This window comes from Fictibacillus macauensis ZFHKF-1, from assembly GCF_000269865.1.
Lineage (GTDB): Bacteria > Bacillota > Bacilli > Bacillales > Fictibacillaceae > Fictibacillus_C > Fictibacillus_C macauensis.
In genome coordinates this window covers 32,803-50,779 of record NZ_AKKV01000025.1, presented here as the reverse complement: position 1 = coordinate 50,779, position 17,977 = coordinate 32,803, and the positions used below count along the sequence as shown (strand labels likewise).

General features: G+C 40.8%; 18 protein-coding genes. 13 read left to right on the top strand and 5 right to left on the bottom strand.

All coding sequences use genetic code 11. The annotated features are described in order from the left end of the window. Window positions 1-19 precede the first annotated feature (19 nt). Window positions 20-1,621 carry an amidohydrolase gene (locus A374_RS09530; RefSeq protein WP_007201992.1) on the top strand — a complete coding sequence of 534 codons (1,602 nt, stop codon included), beginning with the start codon at window positions 20-22 and terminating at the stop codon, window positions 1,619-1,621. A gap of 563 nt (window positions 1,622-2,184) precedes the next feature. On the opposite strand, the gene A374_RS09520 is transcribed toward A374_RS09530, so the two are convergent. Then, on the bottom strand, window positions 2,185-2,988 hold the full coding sequence (locus A374_RS09520) for an NAD kinase (protein WP_007201990.1): 804 nt from the start codon (window positions 2,986-2,988) through the stop codon (window positions 2,185-2,187). A gap of 153 nt (window positions 2,989-3,141) precedes the next feature. Here A374_RS09520 and A374_RS09515 point away from each other — a divergent pair, with 153 nt between their 5' ends. Continuing rightward, on the top strand, window positions 3,142-3,837 hold the full coding sequence (locus A374_RS09515) for a DUF2953 domain-containing protein (RefSeq protein ID WP_007201989.1): 696 nt from the start codon (window positions 3,142-3,144) through the stop codon (window positions 3,835-3,837). Further along, the gene (gene ytfJ / locus A374_RS09510; RefSeq protein WP_007201988.1) at window positions 3,818-4,276 is read left to right on the top strand and encodes a GerW family sporulation protein; all 459 of its coding nucleotides are present in this window, start codon (window positions 3,818-3,820) and stop codon (window positions 4,274-4,276) included. Before A374_RS09515 ends, ytfJ begins: the two co-directional genes overlap by 20 nt. A gap of 55 nt (window positions 4,277-4,331) precedes the next feature. On the opposite strand, the gene helD is transcribed toward ytfJ, so the two are convergent. Further along, on the bottom strand, window positions 4,332-6,659 hold the full coding sequence (helD, locus tag A374_RS09505; protein ID WP_007201987.1) for an RNA polymerase recycling motor HelD: 2,328 nt from the start codon (window positions 6,657-6,659) through the stop codon (window positions 4,332-4,334). Window positions 6,660-6,969: 310 nt separating this feature from the next. On the opposite strand from helD, the gene tpx reads away from it, so the two are divergent. From tpx to A374_RS09485, 4 genes are all read left to right on the top strand, one after another. Beyond that, a complete protein-coding gene (gene tpx, locus A374_RS09500) occupies window positions 6,970-7,467 on the top strand; it encodes a thiol peroxidase (protein WP_007201986.1) in 498 nt (165 codons plus the stop codon). Window positions 7,468-7,579: 112 nt separating this feature from the next. Continuing rightward, entirely contained in the window at window positions 7,580-8,575 is a 996-nt protein-coding gene (locus A374_RS09495; protein ID WP_007201985.1) for a class I SAM-dependent methyltransferase, read from the top strand. Between the two features lie 191 nt (window positions 8,576-8,766). Next, on the top strand, window positions 8,767-9,954 hold the full coding sequence (locus A374_RS09490) for an acetate kinase (RefSeq protein WP_007201984.1): 1,188 nt from the start codon (window positions 8,767-8,769) through the stop codon (window positions 9,952-9,954). Window positions 9,955-10,191: 237 nt separating this feature from the next. Beyond that, on the top strand, window positions 10,192-11,025 hold the full coding sequence (locus A374_RS09485; protein WP_040340496.1) for an EcsC family protein: 834 nt from the start codon (window positions 10,192-10,194) through the stop codon (window positions 11,023-11,025). Between the two features lie 32 nt (window positions 11,026-11,057). Here A374_RS09485 and A374_RS09480 read toward each other — a convergent pair whose 3' ends face one another. Continuing rightward, entirely contained in the window at window positions 11,058-11,369 is a 312-nt protein-coding gene (locus A374_RS09480) for a hypothetical protein (RefSeq protein WP_007201982.1), read from the bottom strand. Between the two features lie 156 nt (window positions 11,370-11,525). Here A374_RS09480 and A374_RS20595 point away from each other — a divergent pair, with 156 nt between their 5' ends. Beyond that, window positions 11,526-11,678 (top strand): hypothetical protein, encoded by a 153-nt coding sequence (locus A374_RS20595; RefSeq protein ID WP_156793190.1) that lies wholly within the window; start codon window positions 11,526-11,528, stop codon window positions 11,676-11,678. Window positions 11,679-11,797: 119 nt separating this feature from the next. After that, entirely contained in the window at window positions 11,798-12,559 is a 762-nt protein-coding gene (locus A374_RS09475; protein WP_007201981.1) for an SDR family oxidoreductase, read from the top strand. Window positions 12,560-12,853: 294 nt separating this feature from the next. Here A374_RS09475 and A374_RS09470 read toward each other — a convergent pair whose 3' ends face one another. Then, window positions 12,854-13,951, bottom strand: a complete 1,098-nt coding sequence (locus tag A374_RS09470; RefSeq protein WP_007201980.1) for a M24 family metallopeptidase — start codon at window positions 13,949-13,951, stop codon at window positions 12,854-12,856. A 193-nt stretch (window positions 13,952-14,144) separates the two neighbouring features. Between A374_RS09470 and A374_RS09465 the strand changes: the two genes are divergently transcribed. The 3 genes from A374_RS09465 to A374_RS09455 all read left to right on the top strand — a co-directional run bounded on the left by A374_RS09465 (window position 14,145) and on the right by A374_RS09455 (window position 16,532). Beyond that, a complete protein-coding gene (locus A374_RS09465; RefSeq protein WP_007201979.1) occupies window positions 14,145-14,822 on the top strand; it encodes a metal-dependent hydrolase in 678 nt (225 codons plus the stop codon). A gap of 55 nt (window positions 14,823-14,877) precedes the next feature. Continuing rightward, a complete protein-coding gene (locus A374_RS09460; protein ID WP_007201978.1) occupies window positions 14,878-15,132 on the top strand; it encodes a hypothetical protein in 255 nt (84 codons plus the stop codon). Between the two features lie 86 nt (window positions 15,133-15,218). Continuing rightward, on the top strand, window positions 15,219-16,532 hold the full coding sequence (locus A374_RS09455) for a CBS domain-containing protein (protein ID WP_007201977.1): 1,314 nt from the start codon (window positions 15,219-15,221) through the stop codon (window positions 16,530-16,532). Between the two features lie 33 nt (window positions 16,533-16,565). Here the strand turns inward: A374_RS09455 and A374_RS09450 are convergent, their stop codons facing one another. Continuing rightward, entirely contained in the window at window positions 16,566-16,880 is a 315-nt protein-coding gene (locus A374_RS09450) for a YtpI family protein (RefSeq protein ID WP_007201976.1), read from the bottom strand. 92 nt (window positions 16,881-16,972) lie between these two features. Here A374_RS09450 and A374_RS09445 point away from each other — a divergent pair, with 92 nt between their 5' ends. Next, window positions 16,973-17,929 carry a DHH family phosphoesterase gene (locus A374_RS09445; RefSeq protein WP_007201975.1) on the top strand — a complete coding sequence of 319 codons (957 nt, stop codon included), beginning with the start codon at window positions 16,973-16,975 and terminating at the stop codon, window positions 17,927-17,929. Window positions 17,930-17,977: the final 48 nt, after the last annotated feature.

Sequence of the window (17,977 nt, the reverse complement as noted above, 5' to 3'; positions counted from 1 at the left end):
TTTTTGGAGGAGTGTTTGCATGGGGACTTTATATAGCAACGGAACAATTTATACGATGGAGGCTACTGGTTCAATTGTGGAAGCGGTCTATGTGTCAGAGGGGAAAATCGTTGCTACTGGTAGCAAGAAGGAGCTAGTGTCCACTTTTCAGGAGGAACTAACAGAAGAAGTAGATCTTTGTGGTCATACGATGTTTCCGGGTTTCGTAGACAGTCATATGCATTTAATTGGGTTTGGTGAAACGTTAATATCCCGTGATTTATCGGCTTTTACTTCCCAAGAGAGCATGCTTCACTATTTGAAAAGAGAAGTAAGTGCTGCTCCTGAGGGGACATGGATTATTGGTGAAGGGTGGAATGAAAATCAGTTTCCAGATGCGGCTATTCCAACGCTTCAGGCGTTGGATGCGCTGTCCACAAAACATCCGATTTTTTTATCGCGGATCTGTCGACACTCCTTTATTGTGAATTCGCAAGCCCTGCAGCTAGCGGGTATTACGAAGGAAACACCGCAGCCAGAAGGAGGAGTGATTGTTCGGAATGAACGTGGTGAAGCGACAGGACTGTTATTAGATGGTGCTGGAGATCTTGTCAAGCGCGTCATTCCAAAGCCATCGCCTGCCTATTTGGATCATGCTTTGCATGCTGGCATTAGCAAGCTCATCTCCTATGGATTAACAGGGTGCCATACAGAGGATTTATCTTACTATGGTGGTTTTGAACGAACGTATGCAGCGTTTGAACGTTTTTTTCTCACAGCTAACATTCCTTTTAACATTCATTTATTGATTCATCATCGCGTAGTGGATGATTATTGTCAGAGTAAGAAAGCGTCGTCTCCGTATTTAGAAGGAGGGGCGATGAAAATTTTTAGTGATGGTGCCTTTGGCGGACGGACAGCGTTATTAGAGCAGCCGTATGAAGATGATCCTACAACGTCTGGGGTAGCTATTCATACAGAGGAAGAATTAAGCATGCTTGTTCAGAAGGCTCGAAAAAGAGGGATGGCTGTTGCCATTCATACCATTGGCGATCGCTCTCTTTCTTATGTGCTTAAAGCACTCAGGGAACATCCACCAACGTCTTCGCTGCGAGATCGTGTCATTCATGCGGGGCTCGTGTCTGATCAACTGCTACAAGAAATGCAACAACTACCTTTAATTATTGATGTACAACCTAGCTTTGTTACATCAGATTTTCCGTGGTTAGCGAAACGGCTTGGTCCAGAGCGAACGCCGTATGCCTTTGCTTTTAAAACGCTATTAGCTCATGGGCTTCATTGTGCGGGAGGATCTGATGCACCCATCGAGAGCGCAAACCCACTTGAAGGCATTTATGCGGCGATTACACGGAAGCGTCCATATGATCAACATGGGGGTTATGAACCTCAAGAATGTTTAACGCCGTTTGAAGCTGTGTCCTTGTATACATCAGGAAGTGCCTATAGCATTGGTCATGAAAAGGATCGAGGTTATATTAAAGCAGGCTATGACGCTGATTTTACGGTGTTTGATCGTGATTTGTTACAGTGTCATGTGGACGAGATTGTCAAAGCTAACGTTATGTATACGATTGTTAATAACACAATCGTATATAAGCGAGAGCAGGCACTTTTGCGGTAAAGGCAAGGACTTGGGACACAATACTTCCTCTGTTTTGTGGCGCAAGCGGGATAATTGACTTGGTTGCGTGCGAGTCGTTCCGCTGCGCGCAAAGCAGAATTTTTTGTGCGCTTCACTCTTTTCGCCATCATTGAAGAGCTTTTACGCTATTTTTCTCTTTTTTGAGCGCGTTTACGAGATTATTTCTTTAGTTTCTCTCTTTTTCATTCCTTACCTACGTTACTGGAGGCAATTTACCTGGTCTGCGCGCGAATCGGAGGCTCGTGCGCGCGAATGGACCTGGTCTGCGCGCGAATCGAAGGCTCGTGCGCGCGAACGGAGCTGGTCTGCGCGCAAATCGAAGGCTCTTGCGCGCGAATCGAAGGCTCGTGTGTGCGCGAACGGAGCTGGTCTGCGTGCGATTACAGAAGAGCTTGCATGGGTGTATTCGATGGATGGTTATATACGCAAGACAATCTAAAATCAAACGAACGAGCGACATGAAGAAAATGGCTTGATCACCGTAACGGATGATGAAGCCATTTTTTATGTGTTAAAGCTGTTTATGTCCCAGCCCCTTTATATTAGAGAAAGCTTCGTTTCACTTTATGCCAAAATGAATTATTTTTTAATTTAACGGTTTTAATGACTACATCGCTTAATTGAAAAGAAATGACTTCTGAATGTTTGCTACTTAACGCTTCATTATCCATGCCGATAATCGGAAATTGGCTATTTTCTTGTTGAATTTTAAACGTTAATTTGCGTTGATCGCTTAATAAAAATGAAGAACCGAGCGTTCGATAATGATTGTTATTTAACGAAGCTAACTCGCTCACTTGATAACAACGAAGCATTGGATCGACGATGCTACCGTTTAGAGATTTTGTATAAGCGGTACTGCCAGTAGGTGTAGATACGATCATGCCGTCGCCTCGAAAGGTTTCAAAATATAAATCATCAATAAAGACATCCATCGCAAACGTTTTAATAACAGAAGAGCGAATGCTGCATTCATTTAAACAGTGAAAGGTTGTGTCTTCTTCATCAATTGTAACTTTTAACGTTGGGTATTTTCGAACTTCAATATTTTCACTTTTCATCGCATGAAGAAGCCCTTCATGATCTTCAATCGTAAAGTCGCAATAAAAGCCTAGCTCTCCCGTGCTCATTCCAACATATAACGCATCATTGCGAAAGCCTGTTTTGCGTACCGCTTGCAAAAAGGCTCCATCGCCACCAATCGCCACGATGACGTTGGCGCTCTGCGCGTCGTCTACAATCGTAAAACCGTGCTGTTTAGCGAGGGAAATAAGGGGTGTGATTTTCTGGAGAACTTCCTCTGTTTGACGGTAAAAGAAATATAAGTTCTTTCGTTCGTTGTTCATAAGGGGTCTCTCCCTCCTTCTCATCGTATTGTAATCATCCATCCTAGTATTTCACTTCGGCTTTTGTCTTACTAATTCCTTTTTTGGACGGTATATTATAGGTTTGAAGATCGTACACGTCGTCCATACTGGTAGGAGAAAGGACGGAGGGGTATGTTTATTTTTGCTATTGTTGTTGGTTGTGTTGTGCTTTTGCTTTGCGTTTTATATTTCTCAAGCATTCACCTTTCGTTCGTGTATGCGCATAAAAAAGATGATGATTTTTTACGTGTGAAACTCGTGTTATGGAAGTGGCTTCATTATACGTATACATTACCAGTCGTTAAAGTTAAGCCGACTGAACAAAAGATTGAAGTGAAAAAGAAAACAAAAAGCAATGCCGGAACTTCAGCGAAAGAAGAGGATATTACGCCTCGAAGTATTAAACGAAGCTTGCGAGACTTTAAAAAGTTTCTTTTTCATGTTCAAGGCTTTTATAAAATTTTCCGAAGATTTTTACAAAAAGTGAACGTCTCAGATGTAGAGTGGCAATCACGATTTGGGCTAGGAGATGCCTGTCATACGGCAACAGCCGTCGGGGTGCTTTGGAGCGTTAAAAGCAATAGTCTTGGCGTATTATCACGGTTTGTTCAATTGAAAAATGTAAAAAATGTCATGATTACGCCGGTTTATCAAGGGATGTATACTGAAACGAGAATTAGCTGTATGGTTTCCTTTAAAATCGGGCATGCTATGACCGTCATGTTTCAGATTCTTAAACATTGGAGACGCATGCGCTCTGATGAAAAGAAAAAAATGAAAAATTACACTAGTTCAGGAGGAACATCCCATGTCCGAGCATCCGATTGAAGGCTTAATGAAAAATGCGATGGAAAATTTAAAACATATGATCGACGTGAATACAATTATTGGCGATCCGGTCGAAACACCAGATGGCAGTGTCATCCTTACGGTCTCAAAAGTAGGGTTTGGCTTTGCGGCAGGTGGAAGTGAATTTGGAGGCGGTGCTTCTGATGATGCTTCACAACATACGAACCAACATGCGGTTGAGCTTCCATTTGGAGGCGGAAGTGGTGGAGGCGTCTCCATTACACCGATCGCGTTCTTAATTGTTGGTTCTTCAGGAATTAAAACCATACATTTAGACAATAGCACGCATTTATACGAGCGTTTGCTTGATTTAGCACCAGCCGTTGTGGAAAAAATCCAACAAATGATGAACAATCGCCACCGTGATGGACGGAACACACATGAGCGTCATCGTACAGACGATAACCCATTTAACTAACCAGGCGAAACGAAAAAAGCTGTTCGATCCTAAAAAGGAACGAACAGCTTTTTTGTTATTGAAGAAATCCACTGCGCTGCGCAGATTGTAAAAAGGGACTTGGCTCACCAACACTATACAACTGAAGAACATGCATAGCGCGCGTACAAGCCGTGTAAAATAGGCGGCGCACCTGTTCATGAGCGTAATTTGAGTAAGAGGCATTATAAATAATAACAGCATCAAATTCAATTCCTTTTGCTAAATAAGCAGGAATGATGACGATCCCTTGCTCATAGTGTGTTGAATGTGTTTGTAGGAGCTTTCGCCCTGTCAAAGTAGTTAAAGCATCGTACGCCTCAGCACTTTCTTTCGCAGATTGGCAAATAATTGCGATACTAGTATAGCCTTGTTGTTGTAGTTTCCTAACGGAAGCGGTAATACGTGTGTGCAATTCTGCTGTGTCTTTCACTTGCTCAAAGTGAGGACGCTGACCATGGCGATTAAATGGAATAATTTTTTTGCCATGCGGAATAAGTTGGGATGTGAACTCGATGATTTCTTTAGTAGACCGATAGCTGCGGGTTAAATGAATACGAAAAGTCTCGTCTGGTCCATAGATGCTACGTAGCATGTGAAAGTCATCTGCTTCGCTAGCATGTGCAAAGATGGCTTGGTTAAAGTCACCCAAAACGGTCATTTTTGCTTTAGGAAACAAGCGCTTAATATATTCAAATTGAAAGGGAGAATAATCTTGTGCCTCATCTATAATAATGTGTTTAATCGACCGATTGGCCTCGAATCCTTGAATCATTTCTTTTAACAATAGGAACGGTGTTGTATCTTCATACAAGAGTTTTCCCTGATGTAGCATGTTAAGCGTTGCTTGGCAAATCTCTCCCCACTTCGGAACATCTTCTGTTAGCCACTGTTTACCTTCGGATGAATCATTAAAAAACTGTGCGTAAAGTGCTTTGAAATCGATAAACTGAAAACGGAGAATGTGTTGACGTAACGGTTTAAATTTTTGCTGAACAATCAGTTGAGTGAGCGCTTCAGGGTCCATTTCATAATCGCTAATAGCCTCTCTGTGAAATCCTTGTTTTTTTGCTAAATAAGCATGTGCTTTATGGTATGTTTCGTTTGAAAGAAGCTCTATTTCCTCTGCTGCCCATGGTAAGTGTCGTTGTGCGATCTCCGCTTTCTTCACAAGTCTTGTGAGCCAATTTGTTACATCTTCCAGACGGTTCGAGAAAGTTGTGCCATCACTACGATAGAATGTATCAGCGATTTGTTGAGCCGTTACAATGGATTCTCCTCTAAACGAAATGTCTTTAAAGATCATGCCAGATTGTAGAAGTGAATCGATATAACGGTGAATCGCATGGAAAAAATGGGGCGAGGCTTTGAATTGTATGCTAGCAATTCGCGTTTGAAGTGACGAGCTATTTGATGCTGTTAAACAATATTCTAATTGCTCGTATGGATCTTCAATGGAAACATCATGACGTAGTCGATGGTGTAAATAGTCTTGAAAGGTCACTTGTTGCATGTTTTCTTCACCGAGCTCTGGTAAGACATTAGACACGTAATCGTTAAAAATTGAATTCGGAGAAAATAAAACAATTTGATTCGCACTTAGTGTGTCACGATACTTATAAAGCAAATACGCAATTCTTTGCAGCGCAGCTGACGTTTTACCGCTACCAGCTGCACCGTGAACGAGCAGTAATTTTTTAGAATCATGGCGAATGATTTCATTTTGCTCTTGTTGAATCGTCGCTACAATACTTTGCATATAAGGATTGTTACCCTGACCAAGAACTTGTTTTAAGATTTCATCACCGATGGTTAAACTCGTATCAAACATAGACTGAAGTTGACCATTAGCAATCAGGTATTGCCACTTTTTCTTCAATACGCCGTGAATATTGCCTTCAGGTGTTCCATAATGTGCTCTTCCTGGTTGATGATCGTAATAGATACTAGAAATGGGAGCTCGCCAATCATAAATTAAGAAATCTTCATGATTAGCATCACTTAGTGTAGAAATACCAATATAAATTGCTTCTGGAGTAGATGCTCCATCTTCTATGAAATCGATGCGGCCGAAATAAGGTGCGTCCTTCATTCGTTTTAGCGTGGAAAGGCGATTTGAAGCGTGGCGATGCGTGCTTTGTGTTACAGATAAGGCCATTGCCTCTTGTCTTAATCCAATCATTGTTTCAAGATAATCATCAAACGTATCTGTATTCACTTTAATTTCATCCCAAAAATGTTTACGAATCTGAATAATTTCTTTTTTTCGTGTGAATGTTTCGCCTTCTAAACGGTTAATTTCTTCTGTGAGTGTTTGTAATACTGCATCTATCTTTTTTTGTTCTTGCCTTACATCATCATTCATCGCATACACTCCTTTAAAAAGTGAGTAATAAGGGGATTGACAAATGCGTATGTTTTAGCCTATAATTATAATACGGATTATTATAATATTTTCCCCTAAAAAATACGCATGACCTCTTAATAATACGCTAAGATTGAAGTTTATTCAATCTTTTTTTTATATCATAAACCTCGACGGCCCCTTGTTGTTCCCCTTTGATCCTACTACACATTTCTCTATCATTTTTTAAAATGATTTCTCTTATGTTTGCACATTTTGTTGCTTAGCTTTATTATGAATTTGTACATATGAATTATAAGGAGGATGTTTCATGGGAGTAACATTTAAAGGACAACCCGTTACATTAGCGGGACAACAAGTAAAAGTTGGCGATGTTGCAAAAGATTTTAAAGTACTGGCAAACAACATGTCAGAAGTGACATTAGCTGATTCAAAAGGATCTGTACGTTTAATTTCGGTTGTGCCATCTGTAGATACAGGTGTTTGTGATGCGCAAACACGTCGTTTTAATGAAGAAGCAGCGAAATTAGATAACGTAAAGGTATTAACGGTTTCTGTTGACCTTCCATTTGCGCAAGCGCGTTGGTGTGGAGCTGCAGGTGTTGATAATGTACAAACGTTATCGGATCACCGCGACTTATCTTTTGGTACTGCGTTTGGCGTAGCAATTAATGAGCTTCGTTTATTAGCTCGTGCTGTATTCGTAGTCGATAGCTCGGATGTGGTTACGTATGTTGAGTATGTGAACGAAGTAACAGATCACCCGAATTATGAAGCGGCGATTGAAGCAGTAAAAGCAGCGAAGTAATGTGTGAAGGAAGCGAACTCCGGAAAGATTCTTTCCGGGGTTTTTTCCGGTCATTAAGCCCATGAAACATTAATCATATAGCGTGTAATTTTGTTTTAAGGAGGAAGGCAAGATGAGTAGTTTTGAAAAAATGGAGACTTTTTTTACAGCATTAGATGAAACGGCAGAACGAATTAAAAAAGAAGAGGATCTCCCTTACTTAGATGCATTAGCACAGACGGGAGAGCATTTGTTTCACGGTGATTTTCCAGAGGGAATTTCGCAACTAACACGCGCTTTCTTAGAGAAAGAATATAGCAAAGTGAACCTAGAGACGACAGCGCCTGAAGAAGTGCGCAAAGCGTTTCAATTAGCTGTACTTAAAGGAATGAAAGAAGCTGTTCAGCCTCATCATGCGATGACACCAGATGCTGTTGGTCTGTTTGTATCGTATTTAGTGCAAAAGGTAACTGAAGGCAAAAAACAGTTTGCGATGTTAGATTTGGCTGTTGGTTCTGGTAACTTACTGACGACCATCCTTAATCAATTAACTCAAGACGTCCAAGGATTTGGGATTGAAGTCGATGAAACGCTGCTTCGCTTAGCGTGGGTGAGTGCAAATTTACAAAAACATGGTGTTGAATTTTATCATCAAGATAGCATTAAGCCGCTCTATGTTGATCCTGTCGACCTAATCGTTACAGATTTACCGGTTGGTTATTATCCGGATGATGAGACAGCAAAAGATTTTACCGTCCATAGTAAAGAAGGGCATACGTATGCCCATCATTTATTGATGGAGCAAAGTTTGCATTATTTAAAGCCATCTGGCTATGGGATTTACCTCGTTCCTAATAGCTTATTTACGAGCGAACAAGCACCGTTGCTTCAACAAATGTTAAAAGAACAAGCTGTAATTATTGGAATGCTTCAACTGCCTCATTCATTATTTAAGCAAGAAAGTCATGCGAAAAGTATTTTAATGATTCAAAAACAAGGAGAAACAACGAAAAAACCGAAGCAAGCGTTGCTCGTTGATTTGCCATCTTTTTCAAATAAAGAAGCTATTTCCCGCATCATGACCCAGATGAATGAATGGTTTAAGGAAGAGCTCAATCGTTCATACTAATTCATAAGAAATGCACCTTGCATGGAAACGAATTCATTTCTGAATATAATGAATATAAGTAGAAAACGCTTTACTAACTTGAAATATTAAAGTAACGGTGTTTAAATGGTTAAGGATATTATGAATTTAACGATGGATAAGAAGTGTAACACTACACTTCTTTTTCATTGCGGTTAAGGAGCAAATACATTATGGCTAAAATTATTGCGATTAACGCAGGTAGTTCTTCTTTGAAGTTCCAACTATTGGAAATGCCTGAAGAGACTGTGTTAACAAAAGGCGTTGTCGAACGTATTGGGTTAAATGATAGCATCTTTACCATTGAGGTAAATGATGAAAAAATAAAAGAAGTAACAGATATTCCAGATCACGGGATTGCTGTTAAAATGCTTCTTGAAAAATTAACATCACATGACGTTATTTCTTCGTATGATGAAATTGAAGGAATCGGTCATCGCGTTGTGCATGGTGGAGAAAAGTTTAGTGACTCAGCTTTAATTACAGAAGACGTTCTTAAAGATATTGAGGAATTATCGTTTTTAGCGCCGCTTCACAATCCAGCAAACGTCGTTGGTATTCGTGCGTTCCAAGAAATTCTTCCGAACGTGCCAGCGGTTGCGGTATTTGATACAGCTTTCCACCAATCCATGCCAGAACAATCATTTTTATATAGCTTACCGTACGAATATTATGAAGACTATGGCATTCGTAAGTATGGATTCCATGGTACATCTCATAAATACGTTTCCGAGCGTGCAGCTGAATTGTTAGGTCGTCCTGTTGAACAACTTCGTCTACTATCTTGTCACCTTGGTAACGGAGCAAGTATTGCAGCGATTGAAGGCGGCAAATCAATTGATACATCAATGGGCTTTACGCCTCTAGCAGGTGTGACGATGGGAACTCGTTCAGGAAATATTGACCCTGCGCTTATTCCATACATCATGCAAAAAACAGGGCAAACGTCTGAAGAAGTATTAAATGTTCTTAATAACAAAAGTGGAATGCTTGGTGTATCTGGATTCTCTTCTGATCTTCGCGATATCCAAGAAAAAGCAAACGAAGGTAACGAACGTGCTGAATTAGCGCTTGAAGTATTTGCTTCTCGTATTCATAAATACATTGGCTCTTACGCAGCGCGTATGGCGGGTGTAGATGCGATTATCTTTACTGCAGGAATTGGTGAAAACAGCGATACGGTTCGCGCTCGTGTATTACGTGGTTTGGAGTTTATGGGCGTGTATTGGGATCCAGCTCTTAACCAAGTAAGAGGAAAAGAAGCGTTCATTAGCTATCCGCATTCTCCAGTTAAAGTAATTGTCATTCCAACCAATGAAGAAGTCGTTATTGCTCGTGACACGGTGCGATTAGGCTTATAAAAAACAACAAGTAATAATTGTGGAGTACTCCATAGTTATTGCTTGTTTTTTTACATACTGCTTAAATACTGAGTGTGGAAAAAATACGAGTGGATACAACTCCCCTTAGTATAGCAAGTGGGTAGAAAAGCATATTAAAAACGGTCTTTTCTTTTTTTAGCAGGTTATTTGGTGCGAGCAACCGAAAGTATGTATAATACAAAGAAAGACAAATGGCATAAAAGGTAGGTGGTTATCTTGGCATTGAGTGCAAGAGAAGAAAAAGTATGGAGAGCTCTAGAAGCATGGGAAGAGACGTATTTTGAGTATGAAATGACAGACTTTGAAGCGACGTACGAGCGTTTTGTGCAGCAACAATTAGCGCGCATTAATCCTAGTCTTCTCCAAAAAATGAATGAAAAAATGGATGGCATCTTATTTCATGTGCATGCCTTAATTCAAAATTCAAGCTATCAAAAGGATGTGCGTGATAAGCTTTTAACGAGCGGACGAATTTTTCATGGAGATATTGAAGACATTGAAGATATGAAAAAATGTTCGATTGATCAGCTTACATATATCGCGCAACAACAAATTGCGCGTAATCGCTTGTTATCACTGGCGCAAGGTGGTTTGTCTGGAACAGGAGGCCTGCTGTTTCTTGGCTTGGACATTCCTGCAATGATTGCACTGCAAATCCGCTCGATTCAATATATCGCCATGAACTACGGCTATGATATTCATCGTCCCGCAGAAATGATGATGTCATTAAAAGTTTTTCATGCGGCAACGTTACCGAAACGTTATCAGCATGAAAGTTGGAATGAGCTCATGCAAGAAATTGCAAATCAAGAATATGATCCATTCTTTTATGAAGGAGAAGAGGTTATTGCGGATGTGGCGTGGTTAGCAATGCCTTTAAAGCAAGGTGTCAAGGCGGTCGTGTTATCGCTATTGAAGAAAAAAGCCGTGCAAGGTATACCGCTGCTTGGCGTTGTATTTGGAGCGGGCATTAACTATCAAAAGGCAAGAGAAGTCACAGAGTTTGCTCATAAATTTTATCAAAAACGCTATTTAGTTGAAAAAATGTAAAACAGACGCCCGAGCGAGTATTCGTTCGGGCGTTACGTATGGGCTTTGTTTGTTACATGTTCTGCTGTGCGATACCAAAGCCATAAATCATTAATAACCGAAGCGTGAGAGGCAATTTCCCAATTTAATTCACAAGATCGTTCGAAATCTTCTTCTAGGCTAAGTTGATCCTGCTTCGTATTGATTGTCTGTTCAATAGCTAAAATACGATCGGGAATCGTACCGCGAATGTTTTCCCATTGCGATAATATCGCGGCTTGTTCATGTGAGGAATAAAGCTCCCACGACTGATGTAAGTCTGGCGTATGGATGCCTAGTCGTTCATCGTATGTAAAATATTTCATACACCGCACTCCTTTAGTCGTTTTCTTTATCATACAGGAAAAAAGGGGTTTTTGAAATGCGCTCTTAAGAGTGGGCTATAGTGGTAAAAGATGGACTGCTAAAACAGAAGTCGCTCGTTCACACTAAGGGAAACTAGGGAGAGGAGACGATTTTCTATGGAAAAAGAGCGTTCATCGTTTAAAGATTTTGATGAAAATGAGCGAATTATTGCAGAGCAAATTACGCAATCGTATCAAAGCGGAGTGGTTGACTATGTAGATCAACAAGCGCAAGACACGAAAACAGAAGATGAAGAATCACTGCAGTAAGGCAAACGCGAGCGGCCACGGCCGCTCATTTTTTACGACCAATCGCCTTAAAATAGACTTCTAACTGAAGAAATGGTTACAATAGGAGTACAAAAGAAGGTAAGTAGAGGAGGAGAATCTTGAAACATGCTATTGTAACGGCCGGTTCAAAAGGATTAGGGAAGCAAGTAACGCTCGCGCTATTGAATAAAGGCTATTGTGTGTCGGTAAATTACCGAAGTGATGAGGAATCTGTTCTTCATCTACAACAGGAATGGAAGAGTCATCGTGATCGTTTGCACTTTGTTCAAGGTGATATTACAAAGAAAGAAGACATTCAGCGTATTTGTAAAGAAGCGGTTGCTCGGTTCGGAGCCATTCACTTTTTAATAAACAATGCAGGACCGTACGTGTTTGAAAGGAAGAAGTTAGCAGACTATGAAGACCATGAATGGTATGAAATGATTGAAGGCAATCTAAGTGCGGTTTATCACTTTTTAAAAATTGTCATTCCGATTATGCGCAAACAGCACTTTGGTCGCATCATAACGTATGGTTTTCAAGATGCAGAGTATACACCAGGTTGGGTGTATCGTTCCGCATTTAGTGCAGCGAAAGTGGGTCTTGTATCTCTAACAAAAACAATTGCTCTAGAAGAAGCAGAGCATGGTATTACTGCTAATATGGTATGCCCAGGGAATATTGTTGGTGATATGAAAGAAGCAAGCATCGAGGAAGCACGGCGGTTGCAAGACGCCGATACGCCAATCGGCCGATCGGGAACGGGTGAAGATATTGCCCGAATCATTGCTTTTTTGTGTGAAGAGCAATCGGATATGATTACAGGAAGTGTTATTTCAGCAACAGGTGGCTTAGATGTTATTAATCGGCATCGTAAATAACGGTCATGTGCATACATAAACAGGTTGTTATTATGAATCATCCCATGTTCTAGTGGATGATTTTTTTTGTTGTGTTAGGAAGTAAAGAAGACATCAGCCGCAACCTATATAAAGGAGGATTTGGGACACAATACTCCTCTGTTTTTGTGGCGCCTTCGGAGGCTCCTGCGCGCTACTTCAGTTTTCGGTGCGTAAGACAATCTAAAATGAAACGAACGAGTGACATGCAAAAATGGCTTTATCACCAAAATTGATGATAAAGCCATTTTGAATGAGTTAAGGCTGTTTTGCGTGTTATTTAATAATCGTTAATTCTTTTGTGAATTTCGTTAAACATTCGTGGCCATTTTCGGTAATGTATACATCATCTTCAATGCGAACACCGCCAACTTCAGGTACATAAATGCCAGGTTCAATCGTATAGACCATACCCGCTTTTAATGCCTCTTGGTTTGTGGCATTCAGGGATGGATGCTCATGAACATCTAACCCAAGGCCGTGACCGATGCGGTGAGGGAAGTAATCGCCGTAGCCTGCATTCTCAATCACACGTCGTGCAGCTAGATCGATGTCGCCAATGCGGCTACCTGGCTTACTAGCGTCTAATGAAGCTTGTTGTGCAGCACGCACCGTTTCATAAATTTCGCGTTGTTTGTCTGAAACGTGTTGATAAGCTACCGTACGTGTGATATCTGAGCAATAGCCGTCAACGACAACACCTAAGTCAAATAAAACAAAATCGCCTGGTTGAATTTCATTTAAGCCCGGTTTGCCGTGCGGTAACGCTGAATTTGCACCAGTTAAAATCGTCGTTGCAAACGACATTTCAGAAGCGCCACGTTTTTTTACTGCTTGCTCGACGGCTGCTACGAGTTCTAGCTCAGAGACGCCTTTTGCAATCGTTTGAACACCAACTTCAACGCCATAATCCGCCAATGCAGCTGCTTTTCTTAAAATAGCAAGCTCTTCTGGTGTTTTTAACACCCGCATCTCATTTAACTGATGTTCAGCTGAAACGAGTGTGGCATTAGGGAAAAGAGCGAGCAATTGCATGCCACGCGCGTAGGAAAGATGTTCTTTTTCTACTGCAATGGAAAGTGTGGCATCACGAAACGATTCTGGTAAACGTTGCGCAATAAGATCCCAAGGGTGGTCAGTATCTGAAAAAGGGAGAATTTCGCCTTCCCAGCCAGCTGTTCTTGCTTGATGAACTTCCATTCCAGGACAGACAAGAATCGGATCTTGTTCAGCAAAAACAAAAACACCTAATAGACGTTCGTGTGGAAAACAACGAAAGCCTGTTAAGTAATAAACATTTGCTGTTGAAGTAATAAAGGCACCTTCAATGCGCTGCTCTTTTAGCCAGTTTTGTAGTTCTGTAAGTTGTTTCATAAGCCATTTCTCCTTTTTATCACCATAAAGTAAAAGTGTTCTTTCCTATAAAATGTATCATTATGCGTCATAGCTGTAAACGAACGACACTTAACAAAATAGGTTTAAAGAAGTCAAAAAGAGGCTATGTGATAGAAAAAAAGGTATACTTTTAGAGTGAGTACATAATCAGCAAATGAGGAGATGGTAATCTATGAAAATTACGTTCCATGGACAATCTGCAGTTGAAGTTCAAACGAAAACCCATTCTATTTGGATTGATCCTTTTATTTCTGGAAATGGTCAAGCCGTCATTGATGTTTCGGATGTAAAGCCAGACGTTATTTTACTAACGCATGGCCATAGCGATCATGCTGGAGATGCCGAGCAAATTGCACGTGCAAATGATAGTTTAATTATTGCGCCATTTGAATTAGCGAATTATTTTGCTGCGAAAGGATTAAATGTACATCCAATGCATATCGGTGGTGGTCATCAATTTGACTGGGGTCATGTGAAGCTGACGCAAGCTTTTCATGGTTCAAGCATTACGGAAGAGGATGGCACGGTTATTTATACCGGTATGCCAGCAGGTTTACTTCTAACAGTGGAAGATAAAACGATCTATCATGCGGGTGATACCGCATTGTTTTCCGATATGAAGCTCATTGGTGAGCGAAATAACGTCGATGTAGCGTTCTTACCGATTGGTGATAATTTTACAATGGGTCCAGACGATGCGGCGCTTGCGGCAGAATGGATTGGTGCGAACATTACGATTCCGATGCACTATAACACGTTCCCGCTCATTGAACAGGATGGTCATAAGTTTGTTGCCTCTTTAAAAGGAGAAGGTAAAGTGCTTGAACCTGGACAATCTATAGAACGATAAACGATGATTCTGCCTCCTTGTTCCCTTGCATAGCATGAAACAAGGGGGTTTTTATATGAAAAGCTTTGAAACGCTACGTTTACTGCTAACAGTTGCCTTACTTGTGTACGGAGTACCACGGCTACCGTGGAACATTTATGAAGTAGGTTCATTGCTTTTTTCGGTACTATGGACGCTGTTCTTAGCCATTACTCTTGTAGCACAGTTGCAAAAAAACTGGTTAGAATTAAAAGAGATACAAAATAAGGAAAAGTGTGATTTGTTCAGTAATGAGAAGGAACGAAAGCCGTTTTTGTTGAAGAATTATTGACCTTCCTTTTTAAAAAATGAAAAACCTGTTATAATGAATAGTAATAGAACAGTTAAAACAGGAGCCAAAGGGAACGGTGATGAAAGATGGCGACGAAGCATGAGCAATTAATAGATTATATTGAATCATTAGAAATTGGATCGAAAATATCCGTTCGGCAAATTGCAAAAGCGCTCTCGGTAAGTGAAGGCACAGCTTATCGAGCGATTAAAGAGGCAGAAAACCAAGGAATCGTGAGCACCATTGAGCGTGTTGGGACGATTCGCATTGAAAAGAAACGAAAAGACAATATTGAAAAGCTTACCTTTGCTGAAGTAGTGAACATTGTTGATGGTCAAGTACTCGGTGGTAAAGAAGGGTTACATAAAACGTTAAATAAGTTTGTAATAGGTGCGATGAAAATCGAGGCGATGATGCGCTATGTCGATCCTGGTAGTTTACTTATTGTCGGCAATCGGGAAAATGCACATGAATTAGCATTAAATTCAGGAGCGGCTGTTTTAATTACCGGCGGATTTGAAGCTACGGAAGAAGTGAAAAAGCTAGCCGATGCGCTGCAGCTTCCGGTTATTTCTTCAAGCTATGATTCTTTTACCGTAGCGACGATGATTAACCGCGCTATTTACGATCAGTTAATAAAAAAAGAAATAGTTTTAGCAGCAGATATTTTAATACCTGCAGAAGAGACAAGCATTCTTTATACTAGTGATCAGCTTGAAAAATGGTATACACTCAATGAGCAGACGGGGCATAGTCGGTACCCAGTCGTTGATCAAGCCATGAAAATTGTTGGCGTTGTAACGTCTAAAGACGTGATTGGTTTAGAGCGCCAAACACCGATTGATAAGGTAATGACAAAAGCACCCATCACTGTGAATCCAAAAACGTCTGTCGCCTCTTGTGCGCATATGATGATTTGGGAAGGCATTGAACTATTGCCGGTTATTAGTTCCACCCAAAAGTTGCTTGGAATCTTAACGAGACAAGACGTTTTAAAGTCATTGCAAATGATTCAAAAACAACCACAAATGGGGGAAACCTTTGATGATTTAATTACCGCTTCCATTCGAGAAGCGAAGGATGGACAACAACGAGCCTATGAATTTGAAGTGACGCCTCAAATGACAAATTATTTAGGAACCATTTCTTACGGTGTTATGTCTACACTCGTAATTGAAGGGGCTACGCGGGCGCTTCGTAAAAGCAAAAAAGGGGATATCGTAGTTGAAAATTTAACCTTTTATTTTATTAAACCCGTACAAATGGAAAGTACGATTCAAATTGTTCCACGCGTGCTAGAAGTGAGTAGAAAGTTTGGAAAAGTAGACGTGGAGCTTTATCACGAAGGAGCCGTCGTTGGGAAAGCGTTACTCACGGCTCAACTGCTAGGTCGCTCCTAACAACGAACAAGACCGGGACATGTCCCGGCCTTGTTATGCTTTATGCAGTGATTTGTGTTGTTCGGCTTCTTCAATAGCAAAGGGAAGATAATACTTGTACCGCTTGTAGCCGGCAATGATGAGGAAGAGCCCGTACACACAAAAGATGATGGCAACCCAGAGCTGAGGCTTTGTATTGACCATCGTAAAAATATTTAAGCCAAACGCTGTTAAGAATAGTCCAAGAGCTAGCTTTGCTTTAGAAGAGAGCCAATTTTTTTCATAAATCGCTCGTGAACGCACTTCTTTTACTTTATAAAAAAGGTAAAATGAAAAGGAAACAACAATGAAGATTACGAAAATCGGCATATTCCTCTGACCCCCATGAAAGTAATCATCTTCCATTGTAATCGCTTTAGGTTGGAATTGCCATAACCTTTCAACAAAAAGGAGATTTACTAGTGAATAAACTCATTTTTGAAAGTATAAAAACACATGACACGATTATTATCCATCGTCATGTTCGCCCAGATCCCGATGCGCTCGGTTCGCAAGGGGGCTTAGGTGCGCTATTAAAAGCAAGCTTTCCAGAAAAAAAGGTGTACCTTGTAGGAGAAGAAGACCCTGCATTAACGTTTCTTGTAACGATGGATGAGATTGCAGAGACGTCTTACGAGGATGCGCTCGTTATTGTATGTGATTCGGCAAATACAGCACGGATTAGTGACCGCCGCTATAAGCTAGGCAAGCAGTTAATTAAAATTGATCATCATCCGAATGAAGAGCCCTATGGCGATGTTGTTTGGGTTGATACGTCCGTTAGTTCAACGAGTGAAATGATCGTACAATGGTTTCTTGCTCACGAGGATGAGGGGCTTGTGATGACTGCTGAGGCTGCTTCATTATTATATGCGGGTATTATCGGAGATACGGGTCGTTTTCTGTACTCTAATACATCGCCGGACACGCTTAGAGCGGCTGCCTTTTTAATGGAAAAAGGTGCTGTTCCACAAGATTTATTTGATGAATTGTATAAAGTGAAAGAAAATACAGCGCGCCTAAATGGCTATGTGATGCAAAATTTTAAAATTACGAATGGCCATACAGGCTCCATTCATTTATCAAAAACTGTGCTTGACCGCTATGGTGTAGAAGTAAGTGAGGCAGCTGTTCTCGTTAATTCTTTCGCACACGTAGAAGGAATGCTAGCTTGGGTCTTTTTTATTGATGAGCCGGGACATATTCGAACACGCATTCGTTCAAAAGGACCTGCTATTAATCAATTAGCGATGAGATATAATGGGGGAGGTCATCCTCGTGCATCAGGAGCGACAGTACATTCGCTAGAAGAAGGAGAAAGATTGGTGGATGAATTAACGGCGCTTTGTGAGGAATACGTACAAAAACACCAAAAATAACGCTTTGTTACACTAAAAATCCGAGCGATTGTCCTGAAATGACGGCAT